Raw genomic sequence first — 16256 nt, forward strand, 5'->3', positions numbered from 1 at the left:
CAGCGCGGCGCTGGAATGCAGCGCCGCGCTTGAATCAGATATTGCTGTCGATGAACGACGTCAGCTGGCCCTTTGCCATTGCGCCGACCTTTTGTGCGGCGGGAACGCCGTTCTTGAACAGGATCAGCGTCGGGATGCCGCGGATGCCGAACTTGGCCGGAACGGCCTGGTTGGCGTCGACGTCCATCTTTGCGATCTGCAGCTTGCCGTCGTACTCCTTGGCGACTTCCTCGAGGATCGGGGCGATCATCTTGCAGGGACCGCACCACTCGGCCCAGAAGTCGACCAGGACCGGCTTGTCGGACTTGAGGACGTCGGACTCGAAGGATGCATCGGTGATGTATTTAATGTTTTCGCTCATGGTTTCCTCGTGAGAGGGTCAAAGATGTAAATCAGGCGCCTGCTGACTTGCCCAACACCGCGGATAATTTTTCCGGGATCGCAATATGCAAGTGGAGACGTCGTGCGCGAATTCAAGACCGTTGACGGATGCTGCAAGACGTAGTGCGGCGGGGAGTTGGTAAATCATAACCGATTTTCACGAAATGTGTAGAGAGCTGCCCGATTTTTTGCCCGGAGTCGCATAAAATGCTCGGCAAATGCGCTCCCGCGTTATTCTATGAGCGCGCCCGCATCCTCCACGATACCCATGCCGCAACGTTCCCTGCTGATACCGCCGTCTTCCGCCTTCTGGAAGGATGTCGCACATGCCCTTCTCGAAGAAGATATGCCGGGCGGGGCTGGTCCCGGGCTGCGCGATTTCTCTGCCGTGCGCGTCCTGGTGCCGGGATTCATCCATGCCCAGTGTCTGAAATCGGCGATGGCGGAGGTGCTGCAGCACGCCTTCATTCCCCCGAGGATCACGACGATGTCCTCCTGGGTCAGGATGCTGCCTCCCGACGAGGCGGAGTCCGGCGTGCCTTCCCAGAGCGAACGGCTGATGTCCCTGTACGCCGGTTTGCGGCAGCATGCATGGCTGAAGAAACTCTTCACTGCGCGGCGCAACACCGACCTGTTGCCGCTCGCGCAGGTCTTGCTGACCTTGTTCGACGAATTGACGGAGGCATTGCTGCCATCGATGGACCTGTCTCCGGATGCCGCCGAGGAACGTTGGCAGGCTGCCCTGGAACAGCTTCCGCTGCCGGCGCGCAATGTCCTGTCCGACGAAGCGCAACTGGTGTGGACGCTTTGGAAAAGCCAGCTGGACAGCACGGACATGACTGCGGTATGCCATGCACGCATGATGAAGCTGGCGGAGCAGGCGGACTCTCCATTGATCTGGATCAATTCGGTGCCGGCGAATGCACTGCAGGAAGCATTTCTTGCCGCCTATGCCGAACGACAGCCCGTGCTGCGCATCGCACTCGACTGGCATGCGCACGCCGTTCCTGGCGTGTTCGCCAGTGCGTGGATGGAAATGCTGGAAGAGGAGGGGCGCGATTCGTGGTTTGCAAGTGCGCCCGTCGAGATCCTGCCCCTGCAGGGCATCGGCCTGTGCGCATCCGCCAGCCTGGAAGAAGAGGCGCAACGCGGCGCGCAGCTCGTGGTCGACTGGTTGCGGGAAGGGCGTGAACGCATTGCGATCATTGCGCAGGACCGCGTGGTCGCGCGCCGCATCCGCGCTTTGCTCGAGCGCGCACAGGTCTACGTCACGGACGAGACCGGATGGAAGCTTTCCACCACGCGGACTGCCGCCGCGCTCGCGGCCCTGCTCGATGTCGTCAGCACGCGCGGCGAGACCGTCGCCCTGCTTGACCTGCTGAAATCGCCATACCTCTTCCCGGACATGGAAGACAAAGTAGTGCGCGTGATGGAGGTCGAGAGCACGCTGCGGCGTTGCAATGTCCTCGGAGGATGGGATGCGGCAACGCGCGCCCTGGATGATGTACCGCAGGCGCAGGATCTGATCAGGCAGGTTGCCGGACAGGCAGCCCGCTTCTCCGGCCGCAAGAGCCTGCGTGAATGGGGCGCGGTCACGCGCGATGCACTCGATGCGCTTGGCATGCACGACGCGCTGCAGAACGATGCCGCCGGTGTGCAGGTCGTCACGCTCCTGGACCTGCTGGCGCAGGACTGCGACGGCATGCAGGACATGTTCTCGTTCCCCGAATGGCGTGCCTTCCTCAGTCTGCAACTGGAATCGGCGCCGTTTGTCCCGCCCGAGTCGGACCGCCGCGTCGTGATGCTCCAACTGAGCGGTGCGCCGCTGCGCAGCTTCGATGCGGTGCTGATGGTCGGCGCGGATGCGGACCACCTCCCGTCGCAAAGCACCGAAACGCTGTTCTTCGCAAATACGGTACGTCGTGAGCTCGGACTGGAGACGAGGGAGATGCGCCAGCGGGTGCAATTGCGCGATTTTGCGGAACTTCTCATCGCCAATCCCGAGGTGGTCCTGTCGTGGCAATCCCATCGCAACGGCGAACCCAATCCTGCGGGCAACTGGATCGAACGCCTGCAACTTGTGCTGGAACGCGCAGGCGCCGCTCCCCTGACGTATCGCCAGGTGGAGATCGCGGTACGCGACCTCGAATCCCGGCCGCCTGCGATGCCGGCCCCGGCTGCCCCCGGCCTGCTGCCGCGCAAACTGTCCGCTTCGGGCTACAACAGCCTGGTCGCCTGTCCCTATCAATTCTTCGCTACGCGCATGCTTGGCCTGTCCGGGCTCGACGAGCTGTCCGACATGCCGGAAAAGCGCGATTACGGCGACTGGCTGCATGAGATCCTGCGCGCCTACCACGAACGGATTCGCGACAGCCACGTACCGCCAGAGGGACGGGAGGAACTGCTGCGCTCGATATCCGAAGGCGTCTTTGGCAAGGCGCTGGAGCAGAGCGCGGCGGCGCTGGGATACTACGCGCGCTGGCAAAAGGTCATTCCCGCCTATATCGACTGGGCCAACGAGCGCGAAAACCAGGGATGGAAGTTTGTACTCGGCGAACAGCGTTTCGACAAGACCTTGCGCTGGGAAGGCGGACAGATCACGCTGCATGGCTTCATCGACCGCATCGACGAAAACGATGCCGGCGAGCGCGCCGTGCTCGACTACAAGACCAAGACGCTGCAATCGCTGCGCGACAAGCTCAAGGATACGGAAGACCATCAGCTGGCGTTCTACGGGCTGCTGTCCGACCTGCCCGTCAGTACAGCGCATTACGTGGCGCTGGAAAGCACGAAGGACAAGACCGGCGACGTCGAGGCCAAGGACTATACCCAATGGCAGGCTGCGCTCGAGTCGCAGATCGTCTCCAACATCCGTTTCATCGCGGAAGGCGCGGCGCTGCCGGCAAACGGCATCGAAAAGGTATGCGTTTATTGTGAAGTGCGCGGCCTGTGCCGCAAGGGGGCGTGGTGATGACAATGCAAACGCCTTCGCCGCGCGCCTACGAAGTCAACGGCGCAGCCGCCGACGCCATGGAGTTCACCCGCATTGCCTGCGACCCGGCGCGCTCGGTCGTCGTCGAAGCCTGTGCCGGCAGCGGCAAGACCTGGCTGCTTGTGGCGCGCATGCTGCGGCTGCTTCTGTCCGGCACGGAACCGTCCGAACTGCTGGCGATCACCTTTACCCGCAAGGCGGCGCAGGAAATGCGGGAACGCCTGCTGCATCTCTTGCACGACCTCGCGCTCAAACCGGAAGACGAGGTGCGGGGTCTCCTGCTTGAGCGCGGCATTGCCGAGTCCGAGCTGCCGAAAGTGTTTCCCGTTGCACGCAGGCTCTACGAGCGCGTGCTGGGGAGTCCCCAATCGCTGTCCATCGATACCTTCCACAGCTGGTTCGCACGGCTGGTCCAGATTGCACCGCTGTCGTCGGGCGTGCCGCACGGTTACACGCTCACCGAATCGAACGGCGAACTCCTGATGGACGCCTACAGCCGCTTCATGCAATCGCTCAATGACGATGAGCAGGCGGAAGTCAGGACGGCGCTGCTCTCCCTGTACGAGATGATGGGAGACTGGAATGCGCGGCGCATGCTCGATGCCTTCGTCGACAAGCGTGCGGAGTGGTGGGCCATCACGAAGGACGGAGATGATGTCCCGCTCGATTGGTTGCGTGAATTGTGCGGCGAGGACGGCGTTACCGACGCACGGCTGGCATTGTGGAGTGACGAGCGGCTGCTCGGCCGTGTCATGACGCTTGCGCGCATTCTAGGCGGTGGATCCGCGGTAAACCAGAAGCGCGCCACCGCCATCGAGAAGGCCGTGAGCTCCGGTGCAAGCATCGAGAGCTTCGACGCATTGTGCAACGAGTTCTTCAGCGATGCGGGCGAGGCGCGCAAGAACCAGAAAACCAAGGACCTCACCAAGTCCATCGAGCAGAACCTGGGCGCGAACGGAATCAGTGCCTTCGACGAGGAATTCGAGGCGGTCGGCGAGTTGCTCAAGCGCGTTCAGAAGCGCAGTGCGGAACGCCAGGTCCTGGCATTGAACGAAGCACTGTTCGTTGCAGGAGCGGCCTACCTGGATCACTACCAAGCGGTGAAAGCAGAACAGCGCGTATTCGATTTCGGCGACCTCGAATGGCACGCCTACCGGCTGCTGACCGAATCCGGCCACGCTGCCTACCTGCAAAGCCGGCTGGACGCCCGCTATCGCCATATCCTGCTCGACGAATTCCAGGATACCAATCCTCTGCAGTGGACCATCGTGCGTGCCTGGCTCGACGCCTATGGCGACGACGCGCAAAAGCCGAGCGTGTTCGTCGTGGGCGATCCGAAGCAATCGATCTACCGGTTCCGGCGGGCCGAGCCGCGTGTATTCTCGGCGGCCCGCGACATGCTCGCCGCGCTCGGGGCCGACGTGCTGCGCACCAACCAGACGCGCCGCAATGCGCGGAAGGTGGTCGAGGTGTTGAACGGCAGTTTCGTCACCAATCCCATTTTCTCGCCGCAGACCACCGTCGCCGAACAGGACGGGGCCGTGTGGCGCCTGCCGTTGATCAGGGAAGAAGAAAAGGAGCAGGAAGCGCCAACCGAATTTTCGCTGCGCGATCCGCTTTCGGCGGCACGCGACGAGGAAGAAGATGCCCGTCGCGTGGACGAAGGCCGGGCAGTTGCCTGTGCGCTGCGCCATGCCATGCGCGAACTCGAAGCACGGCACAAGCGCATCGCGAAATGGTCGGACGTCATGCTGCTCGTCAAGAAGCGCACCTACCTCGCGGCCTACGAAAGCGCGCTGCGCGAGGCAGGCATCCCGTTCGTATCGGACAAGCGGGGCGGATTGCTTGAGTCGCTTGAAGTGGCGGACCTGATCGCATTGCTGACTTTCCTGATCACGCCGGCCGACAACCGGGCGCTTGCACATGTGCTGAAATCACCGGTCTTCGGCGCCAGCGACGAGGACCTGATTGCCATCGCGCGGCGCGGCGAAGGCGTGTGGTGGAACCGCATGCTTGCGGCCGCATCGGATGATGCGTCTCCCGCAATCCGGCGTGCTGCCGGCTTGCTGCAACGGTGGCTGGATGAGGCGCCGCGCCTGCCGGTGCATGACCTGCTGGACCTCATTCTTCACCAGGGGCAGCTGGTGGCGCGCTATGCCGAGGCAGCGCAGCCGTCAGTGCGTGCCCAGGTGATCGGCAACATCGAAGCCTTTACCGAACTGGCGCTCAACCTCGATGCCGGTCGCTACCCCAGCCTGCCGAAGTTCATCGATGCCCTGCGCCTGCTCAGGAAGGGTGCCGAGAACGATGCGCCGGATGAAGCAACTGTGGCAGCGGCGGTCGATGCGGTTCGCATCCTCACCATTCACAGCGCCAAGGGCCTGGAAGCGCCGATCGTGGTCATGGTCGATGCCAACCATAGCGAACCGGCGCGGGACGACAGCGGCATCCTGTGCGACTGGCCGCAGGATGCGGAAGCGCCCACGCATTTCTCCTGCTTCGGCAGGAAGGGCGAGCGTGGTGCGGCACGCGACCATCTGTTCGATGCCGAGGAGGCATTCAAGCGGCAGGAGGACTGGAACCTGCTCTATGTCGGCGCCACGCGCGCCAAGGACATGCTGATCGTCAGCGGCGTGGCCGGGACGCGCGGTGCCCTGGAGGATGGCTGCGTCGAGGGAAGCTGGTACCACCGTCTGCTGGCCGTGCCCGAGGCCGGCTTCGGGCAGGAGGAAGGCATCGCAACGGGCGCGGAGGTGAAGACTGCGGTGCACTTCAGCATTCCCATCTTCGACCCGCCGGTGCTGGGCGAGCCGGCAGTTCGCGAGCCCATCCTGCATGATCCGGCAATCGAAGAAGGCATCGCGCTGCACGCACTCCTCGAACGCGTCACGCAGGCGGCACGGTGGCCGGTGGCGCTTCCCGCCGCCGGACAGCTCGCCCGCTGGCTTCGCTGTCCCTTGCCGGTGGCGTCGACAGTGCGCGGACAGGCAGCACTGATCCTGTCGCAACCGGAACTGGAGCGCTTCTTCAATCCCCGGCATTTCCGGTTTGCACGCAACGAGATGGAAGTGTTGTGCGACGGAGAACTGCTGCGCTTCGATCGCATGGTCGTGTTCGACGACGAAGCCTGGATCCTGGATTACAAGCGCGACTTGCTCGACAGCGAGGTTGCCGATTACCGTGCCCAGCTGGAGCGTTACCGCGCGGCAGCCGAGCAAGTTTATCCGGGAAGAACGGTAAGGACGGCGCTGATCACCGCTGACGGCCGCCTGATCGTCAGTTGAGTGCCGGCTGCCTTCGCAGTATCCGGTGTTCGAACTCGATCGCTGCAAGCGGGCCGCTGAAGTAGTACCCCTGTATTTCATCGCATCCATGGTCGCGCAGGAACTCATACTGCGCGGCGGTTTCCACGCCCTCGGCGATGACGCGCTGCTTCAGGCTCTTGGCCATACTGATGATGGCGCAGATGATGGCGGAGTCGTCCTTTCCGCCTGCGATATCCTGCACGAAGGAGCGGTCGATCTTGAGTGAGTCGATGGGGAAACGCTTCAGGTAGCTCAGGCTCGAGTAGCCGGTGCCGAAGTCATCGATGGACAGGCTCACGCCCATGTTCTTGAGCGCCTTCAGCAGAGGAACGGTCAGCTCCAGGTCCTGCATCGTCACGCTTTCGGTCAGTTCGAGTTCCAGGTAACGCGCGTCCAGCCTGGTTTCGTTGAGGATGCGTTCCACCATGCGCAGGAAGTTCTTTTCCCTGAACTGCACTGCCGACACGTTCACCGCAACCGGCATCGGCTCATAGCCCGCATCCTGCCAGGCGCGGTTCTGCCTGCATGCCTGGCGCAGCACCCATTCACCGATGGGAATGATCAACCCGCTTTCCTCGGCGATGGGGATGAATTGCGAAGGAGACACCGGACCGTTATGGTGGTCGTGCCAGCGGATCAGTGCTTCGGCGCCGATGACCTTGCCTTCCGCGATGCTGAGCTTGGGCTGGTAGTAGACGGCCGATTCTTCCCGCGCGACGGCGCGGCGCAGGCTGCCTTCAAGCGCGAAGCGGCGGATCGCCCGTTCGTTGATTCGCGGCATGAAAAACTGGTAGTTGTTCCGCCCTTGCGCCTTGGCCTGGTACATCGCCGCCTCGGCATGCTTGATGATGGTTTCGCCGTCGCGTCCGTCTTCCGGGCAGATGCTGATGCCGATGCTGGCCGAAAGATGCAATTCATGCCCATCGATAAAAAACGGTTCGGCCATCGAGCCCAGGATCTGGCCGGCGGCACGGGCGGCGCTGAAGGTATCGTTGATCTCCTGCAGCAGAAGGATGAACTCATCCCCGCCATGCCGGGATACGGTGTCGGTCTCGCGCAGGCCCTTCTTCAGCCGCGCCGCGATTTCCTTCAGCAGCTTGTCGCCGATGACATGCCCGAGTGTATCGTTCACATGCTTGAACCGGTCCAGGTCGAGGAACAGGACGGCAGCGCGCAACTCATGACGCAACGCCAGGCCGATCGCCTGCGCCAGGCGGTCGTTGAACAGGAAACGGTTCGGCAGGTCGGTCAGGGCGTCATGCTGCGTCACGTAATTCATGCGGGCGGCCATGGCATGCACGGCACTGACGTCATGCAGCACAAGCACGGCGCCGATCACCTGTCCGTTTGGCCCACGTATGGGCGAGCAGGAATTGTTGACCGCCGATTCGCTGCCGTTGCGATGGATCAGGATGCCTTGCGGCGGCAACGCGGCCTCGGCATTGCACTGCAGGACGGCATCGACGGAGTAGGTGAGGGGCTGGCGTGAAACCGGTTCGATCACATCGAATACCGCATGCAGCGGTTTGCCGGAAGCCTGTGCGTTGGTCCATCCGGTCATTTTTTCAGCGGCGGGATTCATGTATGCAATATTGCCAAGCATGTCCGTCGTCACTACGCCGTCGCCGATGGCATTGAGGGTCACCTGTGCACGCTCGTGTTCGTGGAACAACGATTCTTCCACCGCGCGGCGCTCGCCGACTTCCGAAGCGAGCCTGGCGTTGGAAGCCGAAAGCGCGTGCAGGTTGCTCTCAAGGACATCGAGCGCCTGGTGTACCGTGTCCTCGGCCTCGTTGCGCTGGGCATCGAGCCGCAGGAGGATGCGCGCATTCCACAGGATGAGCAGCGTGAAGACGAACATGCTGGCGAGCGTGATCATGATCATGCCGACGGTGATGTCGTAGAAGCCGGCTTCATGTCCCCAGAATTGCAGGCGCTCGATGACAACCGGCAGGACGAGCGCGGCGGGCAGCAGCCTGCGGGCCGTGATTCCACCCGCGCTGCGATTGGTGAGCAGAGCCATGGTCCCCTGGTCGGGACGTGCCGCGAGGATGCCGGCGCACAGGAGCAGGAGCGCGATAACAACGGGAAAGGCAACGATGCCGTAAAAAGGAATCTGGTACAGCGCGGCCTTTCCGTACAGGTAGCCGATGAGGGGAATCGACACATTGACGGCAGCCAGCAAGACAGCCACTTCGATCCAGGCGGCATGGGCATTGCGGACGGCCAGCAGCAGGGCGATGCCGAGAAGGAAGACAACGACGGATCCAACGACCGACATCCGCCCCGGATACTGGGTTTCGTGAGTGTCCCATTCCTGGAAGAAAAGCTGGTCGATACCCAGATCCCAGTTGCCGGCGTACTCCAGCAGCGTGAGGCCGGCAATGACAGACGCCGTTCCTGCGCACCATTGCGATATGGTGCGCGCAATGCGGCTCCGCTCTTCCAGAAGGAGCATCAGGAGCGCAACACCCAGCAGAATGAGGGTTGCTCCGGCATTGAAGTTTATCCGGTCGCGGCCTGCTCCGAAGGATGTGAGAGCAGGTATCCCGGCGGCCCAGCCAGCGGTAATCACGAGGCCGGTAATTGCGACGATGGAACCGCAGGCAATGGCGAAAGTGCGATATCGCTCCCGGTGCAAGGTGGGTTGATCCATGGTGCAGGCATGCCGGCGAATGCGTGGAGCGGCGCGTTCATGTCCGCGCTCAAAGTGCGCGGGTATGCAACAGCCTGCCCCGGAACAGGGTAATTGACTGTCTGATAAGAGGTGGCGCCGGGTTCAAAGTTCAACCCGGATACACTTGCTTACGCGTGCGCCATGCTCCGGTTCCGGCCACGGTCCTTGGCCTCGTACAGTGCCTTGTCTGCGCGGCCGATCAGGTCGGCCTGGTGCGCACTTCCAGTGGGAGTGATGCTTGCCACGCCAATGGACAAGGTAACGATCCTGGCCCTCGGGGTGGCTTGGTTGGGAATGGCTTGCGCCTCCACGGCCCTGCGGCATGCTTCGGCAACGGACATTGCACCGTCTGCATTTGTTTCCGGCAGGATCAATGCGAATTCCTCGCCGCCGTATCGAGCGGCAAGATCCGCCGGACGCCGGGTGTTCCTGTGGATGATTGCGGCAACTTCCCGCAGGCACTGGTCGCCGGAAAGATGTCCGTGGGTGTCGTTGTACAGCTTGAAGTAATCCACGTCGCAAAGCAGCAGGGACAGCGGGCGCTGTTGCCGTTGCGCACGGTGCCACTCCATGGCAAGCATTTCGTCGAAACGGCGGCGGTTGGCGATGCCGGTCAGGCCGTCAAGCTCGGCCAGCCGTTGCAACTGCATGTTCGCTTCGGCCAGACGCTGCTCGCTTTCACGCAATGCGCGAAACGCCGCATCACGTTCGAGCCGGCTGAGGTAGGCGCCGGAGTGGTAACGCAAGCGCGCCAGCAATTCAATGCGATCGGGGAGCTTGACCAGATAATCGTTGGCGCCGATGGCGAATCCCTGCGCCTTCAGGCTCGATTCTTCCTTCGAGGACAGCATGATGATCGGTACGCCGGACGTTTCCGGGGCCGCGCGGAATTGCGCCACCATGGCAAAGCCGTCAGCATCCGGCATGACGAGGTCCTGCAGGATTACTGTCGGTTTCCATTCCTGGGCCGTCGTCAATGCGGCAAGCGGGTCTTGCACGGACATGAACTCGATGTCCGGTTCTGCATTGACGAGGCGCCTCACGGCTTCGGCGATGATCCTCTGGTCATCGACCAGGAGCACTCTTGTTTTCTGCGGCGTTGTGATGATTGCCGGACTCGCCGGCTGAGTTTGGCCTGTCATGACCGTGATTCCCTTGCATTTCCTGTCTTGCGAACCGTGCGTTGCCTGGCCGCCGCGGAATACAAGCGGGAACCCGTCAGTTCTCTTGCTACACTGTCAATCAGTTTTCTTTGCAACCCTGGTGTTTAGCATCGTACCAATTTTTTTCAGCGGCAAAATCATTTCCGCAGCGCCGGTTTCTGCCGCTGCACGAGGCATGCCATACACGGCGCTGGTCTCCTGGTCCTGTGCAATTGTCAGTTTTCCCGCCTTCCGCATCGCCAGCAGACCCGCAGCGCCGTCACGCCCCATGCCGGTCAGGAGTACGCCGATGGCTTTCTTCTTCCAATGCTCCGCAACGCAATGGAAGAACACGTCGATCGAGGGGCGATATGGATAATTGACCGGCTTCGCACGGTATCGCAGCCGGTGGTTGCCGTCCAGGATAACGTGGTCATTCGTCTTCGCCACCATGATGCTGCCCGGCAGAAGCTGGCTGCCGTCTTCGATGACGTCAACCGGGAAATCGATCTGGGAGGCCAGCCAGTTTGCAAAGCTGCTGGAAAATGCCTGGTCGATATGCTGCACGATCACGGCTGTCGCATTGGCCGGCGGCTTCCAGCTTCCCAGGATTTTTGCGAGCGCCAATGGACCGCCGGTCGATGCGCCGATGGCGATGAGCGTATCGATATCCTGCAGCATGGGTACGGCGGAGGGCGACGGCGATATTCTTGCGGCAGTGCCATTTGCAGAGAGGTCGGCGGTAATCAGTCTGCCGACTGTCTTGATCTTGGCCAGCAGGGTCGCATCCGAAGCGGCACTGCCGGACAGGACCGGTGTCGAGGTCACATCCAGCGCACCGGCGCCCAGCGCGCGGAAGACCATGCTGGTGTTTTCTTCAGGAGAAGCAGTCACGATCAGGATTGCGCAGGGCGACTGCTGCATGATCTGCCGCGTCGTTTCGATGCCATCCATACCGGGCATGATGAGATCCATCAGGATCAGGTCCGGCCTGTTCTCGGCGCAGAAGCGAACTGCCTGCTCGCCGCTGTTCGCGGTCCAGATGACTTCGTGTTCCTGCATATTGGCGATCACGCGTCGCAGCGATTCCGTTATCAGTAACACGTCGTTGACGATCGCGATTTTCATGCGCCAGGGTCTCCGATCAGGTCGAACACGGCTTCGAGCAGGGTCTCGTCGTGGAAACTTCCCTTGGTCAGGTAATAGTCGGCGCCCGCCGTCACGCCCCGGGACCGGTCTTCCGGACGATCCTTGTAAGATACGATCATGACGGGAAGGTTGTGCAGGCGGCTATCCTTCTTGATCAACGTCACCAGTTCAATACCGTCCATGCGTGGCATGTCGACATCGGTGATCACCAGGTCGAAGTCGCTGCTGCGCACGACGTTCCAGCCATCCATCCCGTCCACCGCCACGCTCACTTCGAAACCGTGCGAGAGCAGCAGCTTGCGTTCCATTTCACGCACGGTGAGTGAGTCGTCGACGACCAGGATGCGCTTGACCCTTGACCTGCGGGTGGCCGCTACGGAATCGGGCAAACGATGCAGTCCGCCTTCGCTAAGCAGCTTGTCAACGCTGACTAGCAAATCCGCGATATCAAGGATCAGCACGGGGGTGCCGTCGTCGAGCACAGCCGCGGCGGAAATGTCGCGCACTTTGCCGAAGATCGCATCGATGGGCTGCACCGCGAGATTTTTTTCACCAATGATACGGTCCACGACGAGCGCATAGCGTCGCTGTGCAGCCCCGATGACAATCACCGGGATCGCTGCGGCCGGCATTGGCGCTTCGTCGAGTTCCAGCAATTGCGCTGCGGAGACCAGGCCGACATGTGCGTTGCCGATGGTGAAGAACTGCCTGTCTTCCAGGATATGGATCTCTTCCGGCATGACGGTCATCACGCGTTCGATCTTGGCAATCGGTGCCGCGTAGGCCTCTCCAGCAATCTCCACGACGACGGCACGCACCACCGACTGCGACAGCGGCAGGGTGATGTGAGCGCGGAATCCGCTGCCCGGTTCGGTTTCCAGCCGGATGGCACCGTAGAGCTGGCGGACGGTCGCATGCACCACGTCGAGTCCGACGCCGCGGCCCGACACCTCGCTGGTCGTTTCCTTCAGGCTGAATGCCGGCAGGAACAGGAATTCAAGCAGTTCATCGGCGCTCATCTCCGCGACCATCTGCGGCGTCGCCATTTTTCTATCCACGATCTTTTTTCGGATATGTTCCGGATTGACGCCGCGCCCGTCGTCGCTCACCTGGATGGACAGCATTCCGGCGCTGTGCCGCGCCTCCAGCCGGATCGTGCCTTCCTCCGGCTTGCCGGCGGCACGCCGCTCGTCCGGCAGTTCCATTCCATGGTCGACCGCATTGCGCAGGATATGGTTGAGCGGGCTCTCCATGCGCGCCAGGATGTCCCGGTCAACGAGCGTGTCTTCTCCCGCTATCTCCAGCCGTACATCCTTGCCCAGGCTGCGCGCGAGGTCGCGGACCATGCGCGGAAACGCCTGTGCACCATCGCGGAACGGCCGCATGCGCAGCGTCAGGACCTCGTCGAGGATTTCCTGCGATCCCGCCATCAGGCGCCGTTCGTAGGATTCGATATCGGCGAGGCGTTCGACAAGCGCATGCTTGAGGGGATCGGATTTGTGCCGGATGAACTGGATTTTTTCCCTGAGCGGTTCGTCCGCGCCCGCCAGCGACAGATCCTGGGCCAGCTGGTCCAGGGCGGAAAACATCTCCTGCTGCTTTTTCTTGAAATGCCGCATCGCCTGCAGGAACGGCTGCAAGGCGTTGGCCGTGACCCGGGACTCGCTGGCCAGCGATAACAGCCGGTCGAAGTTGCGGACGTTAACCTTGAGCACCTGCTCGTCGCGCGCATTCGGCGGTTCTGCGGCTTCCTCGCGCCTGACCGGCACAGGCATCGCGACGGGTGGCATCTCCGCCGGCTCTTCATCGTTCAGCTTGCCGGGATCGGCAGCATCGTAAACACCGACCAGCACCTCGCCGATCTTCAGCTTGTTGGTGTTCAGCCAGGCTGGCGCTTCGGTTTCCGACAGGGACGAGATGCGACTGATCAGGTCAATGCCGGAAAGCAGGCGGTCGATGCGCTGCTTGTTCAGACGCAACTTGCCCTTTTGCGCCGCTACAAAGCAATCCTCCATGGCGTGGGCAAGGCGTTCCACGTCGTCGAGGTTGACAATGCGCGCCGCACCCTTGAGGGAGTGCGCGGAACGCATCAGCGGCTCGATTGCAGCCAGGTCCTGGGCATTACGGTCGAGCGCAAGCAGGCCTTCCGTCAGCACTTGCACCTGGCTCTCGGCTTCGCTGCGAAACAATTCCAGCAAGGAAAAGCCGCTGTAGTCGTTGTTGTCGCTGCCGTTCATTTGAGCGCGCTCGCAAAGTTGAATCCGACCAGGCCGGCATCAAGGCAACCGATGCGCTTGTCGCCAACAGCCAGTACGCCGGTCAGGTAGCGTTGCAGGCCCTTGTTCACCGTGGTCGGGACCGCCTGTACGTCAGATCCCGCATAGTGGTGGATGCCGTACAGATCGTCCACGGGCAGCGCGAAGTGCTGTTCCGCCAGCGCCATCACAACCAGACGAGGATAAACACGGCGGCGCTCCTCTTGGGCGGGTTGGCCGCCGGAGATCGACAGCAATGCGGCCAGCGACATGCAGGGGTACAGTTTCCCCTTGATGTTCACGACCCCGCCGAGGACGCCGCCGCTCCGGCGGGGCAGCCGGTGGGGGCGTACCGTTTCTGTGACCGTGATGGCGAGCGCGGCCGGAAAGGCCAGCCATTCACCCTGGATCCGGAATACAAGTACCGAACGGTCCAGCTCTTTTTCCTTGGACTCGTCGCGGGAAAAGTAGTCGGCCCATTCCTCCCGATACCCGGCAGGGAGAGGGCGCTGCATGACCGACTGCGCGCTGGAGGCATAGACGTCGCAATTGCGGCAGTGGGTGTGGTCGGCAAGCTTCTCGCAGCTGCGGTCGCCGCGCACCCCGATGCGATTCCAGCAATCTGATACCGCCAGCCCGGTTGTTTCTGTCATTGTTCATGCTCCCCGGAGCGACGCCCGAACACGCGTGCCGCACGTTGCCGGTAGGTGCGCGCCTTCGTCTTGTCGCCTTGACGTTCCGCCAGCAAGGCGAGATGGCAGAGCGCCTCATAATGGTTCGGATCCAGATAGATGGCCCGCCGCAGGCACTCCGCCGCTTCCTTGTCATCGTCACGTTGTTCGCGCAGCAGGCCGAGCATGAAGTGCGCCTGCGCTGAATCCGGGACCAGTCCAAGATATGCGCGATATGCGCTGCTCGCTTCGTCGATCGCGCCTTCGTCGGCAGACCGGTTGGCACGCTTGAGCAGTGCATCGGGCTCTTCCTGTACGGCAGCCTCGCGCCGGGGCACCGACTGTATCGCGGCGGCCGGCCGGGGGAGCGTGGGCATCCCCGTGACGGGCCAGGCGCGACGGTGCAGGAAGGGCATGACGGAATACGTTGCCTGCGGGACAGGGGCGCTTTGCTTCTTCTGGACTGCAAATGCGTTCGAATACGGTGCGCGCACGAAGTTGTTCATGCAGAACGTGGACGTTTCCGCATACCCGCAGAACAGCAGTCCGTCATCGTCCAGCAGGACGCGCAACTTGCCCAGGGCGGCCGCCTGGGTCGCTTCATTGAAATAGATCAGCAGGTTGCGGCAGAAGATGATGTCGTAGGTTTTCTCATCCAGAGGATCGAGCGTCAGCAGGTTGCCGCAGCGGAATCGGACCAGTTTGCGGATCTCCGGCGCAAGCTCGAAACTGTCGCCGTGATGGACGAAATACCGGTCGCGGAACCCGAGGTCGGCAGTGCGGAATGCATTGCGTGTGTAGATGCCTTGCTGCGCACGATGGATCACTTGCGAACTGATGTCGACCGCGTCAATGATGAAATTGTCCTGCGCCATTCCGGCAGCCTGCAAGGCGATGGCCAGTGAGTAGGGCTCTTCACCGCTTGCGCACGGCGCACTGAGAATGCGGACCGGGACGCCGGTTGCCGCATGGCGGTCAAGCGCAAACCGGGCGGCAACCGAAAATGCTTCCGGATCCCGGAAAAACCAGGTTTCGGGAACGACGACGAGATCGATCAGCGAACCGAATTCTTCCTTGTCCCTGACTGCTTCCGCCTCATAAGAAGAACGCTCCCGGATATGACGTTGCTTCATGCGTTTGCGTACGGCACTCTCCACCGTTTCGGGCGGAAGTTCCAGTCCGGTGGCTTGCTGCAGCATCCGGTGAATGTGCCGGGCCGTCATCGCGACACCCCGCTGCGGCGCTGAAACAGGATGGAGCGTGCTTCGCTGGTCAGCAGATGCTCGATATTGATGAGCTGGAGAATGCCGCCGTCATCCGAGGCCACTTTCCCCAGGAATGGCGCATCCGCTGTGGATACGCCCGGGTCGAAAAAAATCGCCGGATCGATATCCTTCACTCCGGTCACGCGCTCAACGACCAGGCCGAGCATGTGCCAGACATCATCGGCGCAGTAATCGACCAGGAGGATACGGGTATCGAAGTGCAGTGTGCATGGCGTGCCGCCGGCCAGCGTACAGACGTCGATGACGGGGATGGAATCTCCGTGAAGATTCATCAGGCCGGCAACGTAGCCCGGCGCGCCGGGCATCTGCTTGAGTTCCATGAGCGGCAGCACCCGCGTCAGATGCCGCGTGCTCAATCCGTAACGATCCTTGCCGAGATGGAAAACAAGGAATTGCAT

The 16256-nt window shown here is 62.0% G+C and carries 10 protein-coding genes; 2 read left to right on the forward strand and 8 right to left on the reverse strand.

Translation table 11 applies throughout. The features are described from left to right. Positions 1-34 precede the first annotated feature (34 nt). The gene (gene trxA, locus AC3WOY_RS19435; protein ID WP_324902634.1) at positions 35-361 is read right to left on the reverse strand and encodes a thioredoxin TrxA; all 327 of its coding nucleotides are present in this window, start codon (positions 359-361) and stop codon (positions 35-37) included. A gap of 288 nt (positions 362-649) precedes the next feature. Here trxA and AC3WOY_RS19440 point away from each other — a divergent pair, with 288 nt between their 5' ends. Together AC3WOY_RS19440 and AC3WOY_RS19445 are read left to right on the forward strand one after the other, a co-directional pair. Further along, positions 650-3352 carry a PD-(D/E)XK nuclease family protein gene (locus AC3WOY_RS19440; protein ID WP_492426714.1) on the forward strand — a complete coding sequence of 901 codons (2703 nt, stop codon included), beginning with the start codon at positions 650-652 and terminating at the stop codon, positions 3350-3352. Then, positions 3352-6657, forward strand: coding sequence for a UvrD-helicase domain-containing protein (locus AC3WOY_RS19445; RefSeq protein WP_492426716.1), 3306 nt, complete (start codon positions 3352-3354; stop codon positions 6655-6657). The genes AC3WOY_RS19440 and AC3WOY_RS19445 overlap by 1 nt, the downstream gene beginning before the upstream one ends. Here the strand turns inward: AC3WOY_RS19445 and AC3WOY_RS19450 are convergent. The 7 genes from AC3WOY_RS19450 to AC3WOY_RS19480 all read right to left on the reverse strand — a co-directional run bounded on the left by AC3WOY_RS19450 (position 6650) and on the right by AC3WOY_RS19480 (position 16256). After that, on the reverse strand, positions 6650-9334 hold the full coding sequence (locus AC3WOY_RS19450) for an EAL domain-containing protein (protein WP_492426718.1): 2685 nt from the start codon (positions 9332-9334) through the stop codon (positions 6650-6652). The genes AC3WOY_RS19445 and AC3WOY_RS19450 overlap by 8 nt on opposite strands. Before the next feature lie 149 nt (positions 9335-9483). After that, on the reverse strand, positions 9484-10497 hold the full coding sequence (locus AC3WOY_RS19455) for a diguanylate cyclase domain-containing protein (protein WP_492426720.1): 1014 nt from the start codon (positions 10495-10497) through the stop codon (positions 9484-9486). Positions 10498-10593: 96 nt separating this feature from the next. Further along, a complete protein-coding gene (gene cheB, locus AC3WOY_RS19460; RefSeq protein WP_492426722.1) occupies positions 10594-11625 on the reverse strand; it encodes a chemotaxis-specific protein-glutamate methyltransferase CheB in 1032 nt (343 codons plus the stop codon). After that, on the reverse strand, positions 11622-13883 hold the full coding sequence (locus AC3WOY_RS19465; protein WP_492426724.1) for a hybrid sensor histidine kinase/response regulator: 2262 nt from the start codon (positions 13881-13883) through the stop codon (positions 11622-11624). The genes cheB and AC3WOY_RS19465 overlap by 4 nt, the downstream gene beginning before the upstream one ends. Continuing rightward, a complete protein-coding gene (locus AC3WOY_RS19470; protein ID WP_492426726.1) occupies positions 13880-14554 on the reverse strand; it encodes a chemotaxis protein CheW in 675 nt (224 codons plus the stop codon). The genes AC3WOY_RS19465 and AC3WOY_RS19470 overlap by 4 nt, the downstream gene beginning before the upstream one ends. Next, complete coding sequence (locus AC3WOY_RS19475; protein ID WP_492426728.1) at positions 14551-15795, reverse strand: CheR family methyltransferase; 1245 nt, start codon at positions 15793-15795, stop codon at positions 14551-14553. Before AC3WOY_RS19475 ends, AC3WOY_RS19470 begins: the two co-directional genes overlap by 4 nt. Next, positions 15792-16256: a chemotaxis protein CheW gene (locus AC3WOY_RS19480; protein WP_492426730.1), complete on the reverse strand. Its 465-nt coding sequence runs from the start codon at positions 16254-16256 to the stop codon at positions 15792-15794. Before AC3WOY_RS19480 ends, AC3WOY_RS19475 begins: the two co-directional genes overlap by 4 nt.

Source organism: Noviherbaspirillum sp. FW303-A3, assembly GCF_058788695.1.

Coding starts and splice junctions, on each gene's coding strand:
- trxA (WP_324902634.1), bottom strand. CDS start 361: ATGAGCGAAAACATTAAATACATCACCGATGCATCCTTCGAGTCCGAC.
- AC3WOY_RS19440 (WP_492426714.1), top strand. CDS start 650: ATGCCGCAACGTTCCCTGCTGATACCGCCGTCTTCCGCCTTCTGGAAG.
- AC3WOY_RS19445 (WP_492426716.1), top strand. CDS start 3,352: ATGACAATGCAAACGCCTTCGCCGCGCGCCTACGAAGTCAACGGCGCA.
- AC3WOY_RS19450 (WP_492426718.1), bottom strand. CDS start 9,334: ATGGATCAACCCACCTTGCACCGGGAGCGATATCGCACTTTCGCCATT.
- AC3WOY_RS19455 (WP_492426720.1), bottom strand. CDS start 10,497: ATGACAGGCCAAACTCAGCCGGCGAGTCCGGCAATCATCACAACGCCG.
- cheB (WP_492426722.1), bottom strand. CDS start 11,625: ATGAAAATCGCGATCGTCAACGACGTGTTACTGATAACGGAATCGCTG.
- AC3WOY_RS19465 (WP_492426724.1), bottom strand. CDS start 13,883: ATGAACGGCAGCGACAACAACGACTACAGCGGCTTTTCCTTGCTGGAA.
- AC3WOY_RS19470 (WP_492426726.1), bottom strand. CDS start 14,554: ATGACAGAAACAACCGGGCTGGCGGTATCAGATTGCTGGAATCGCATC.
- AC3WOY_RS19475 (WP_492426728.1), bottom strand. CDS start 15,795: ATGACGGCCCGGCACATTCACCGGATGCTGCAGCAAGCCACCGGACTG.
- AC3WOY_RS19480 (WP_492426730.1), bottom strand. CDS start 16,256: ATGCAATTCCTTGTTTTCCATCTCGGCAAGGATCGTTACGGATTGAGC.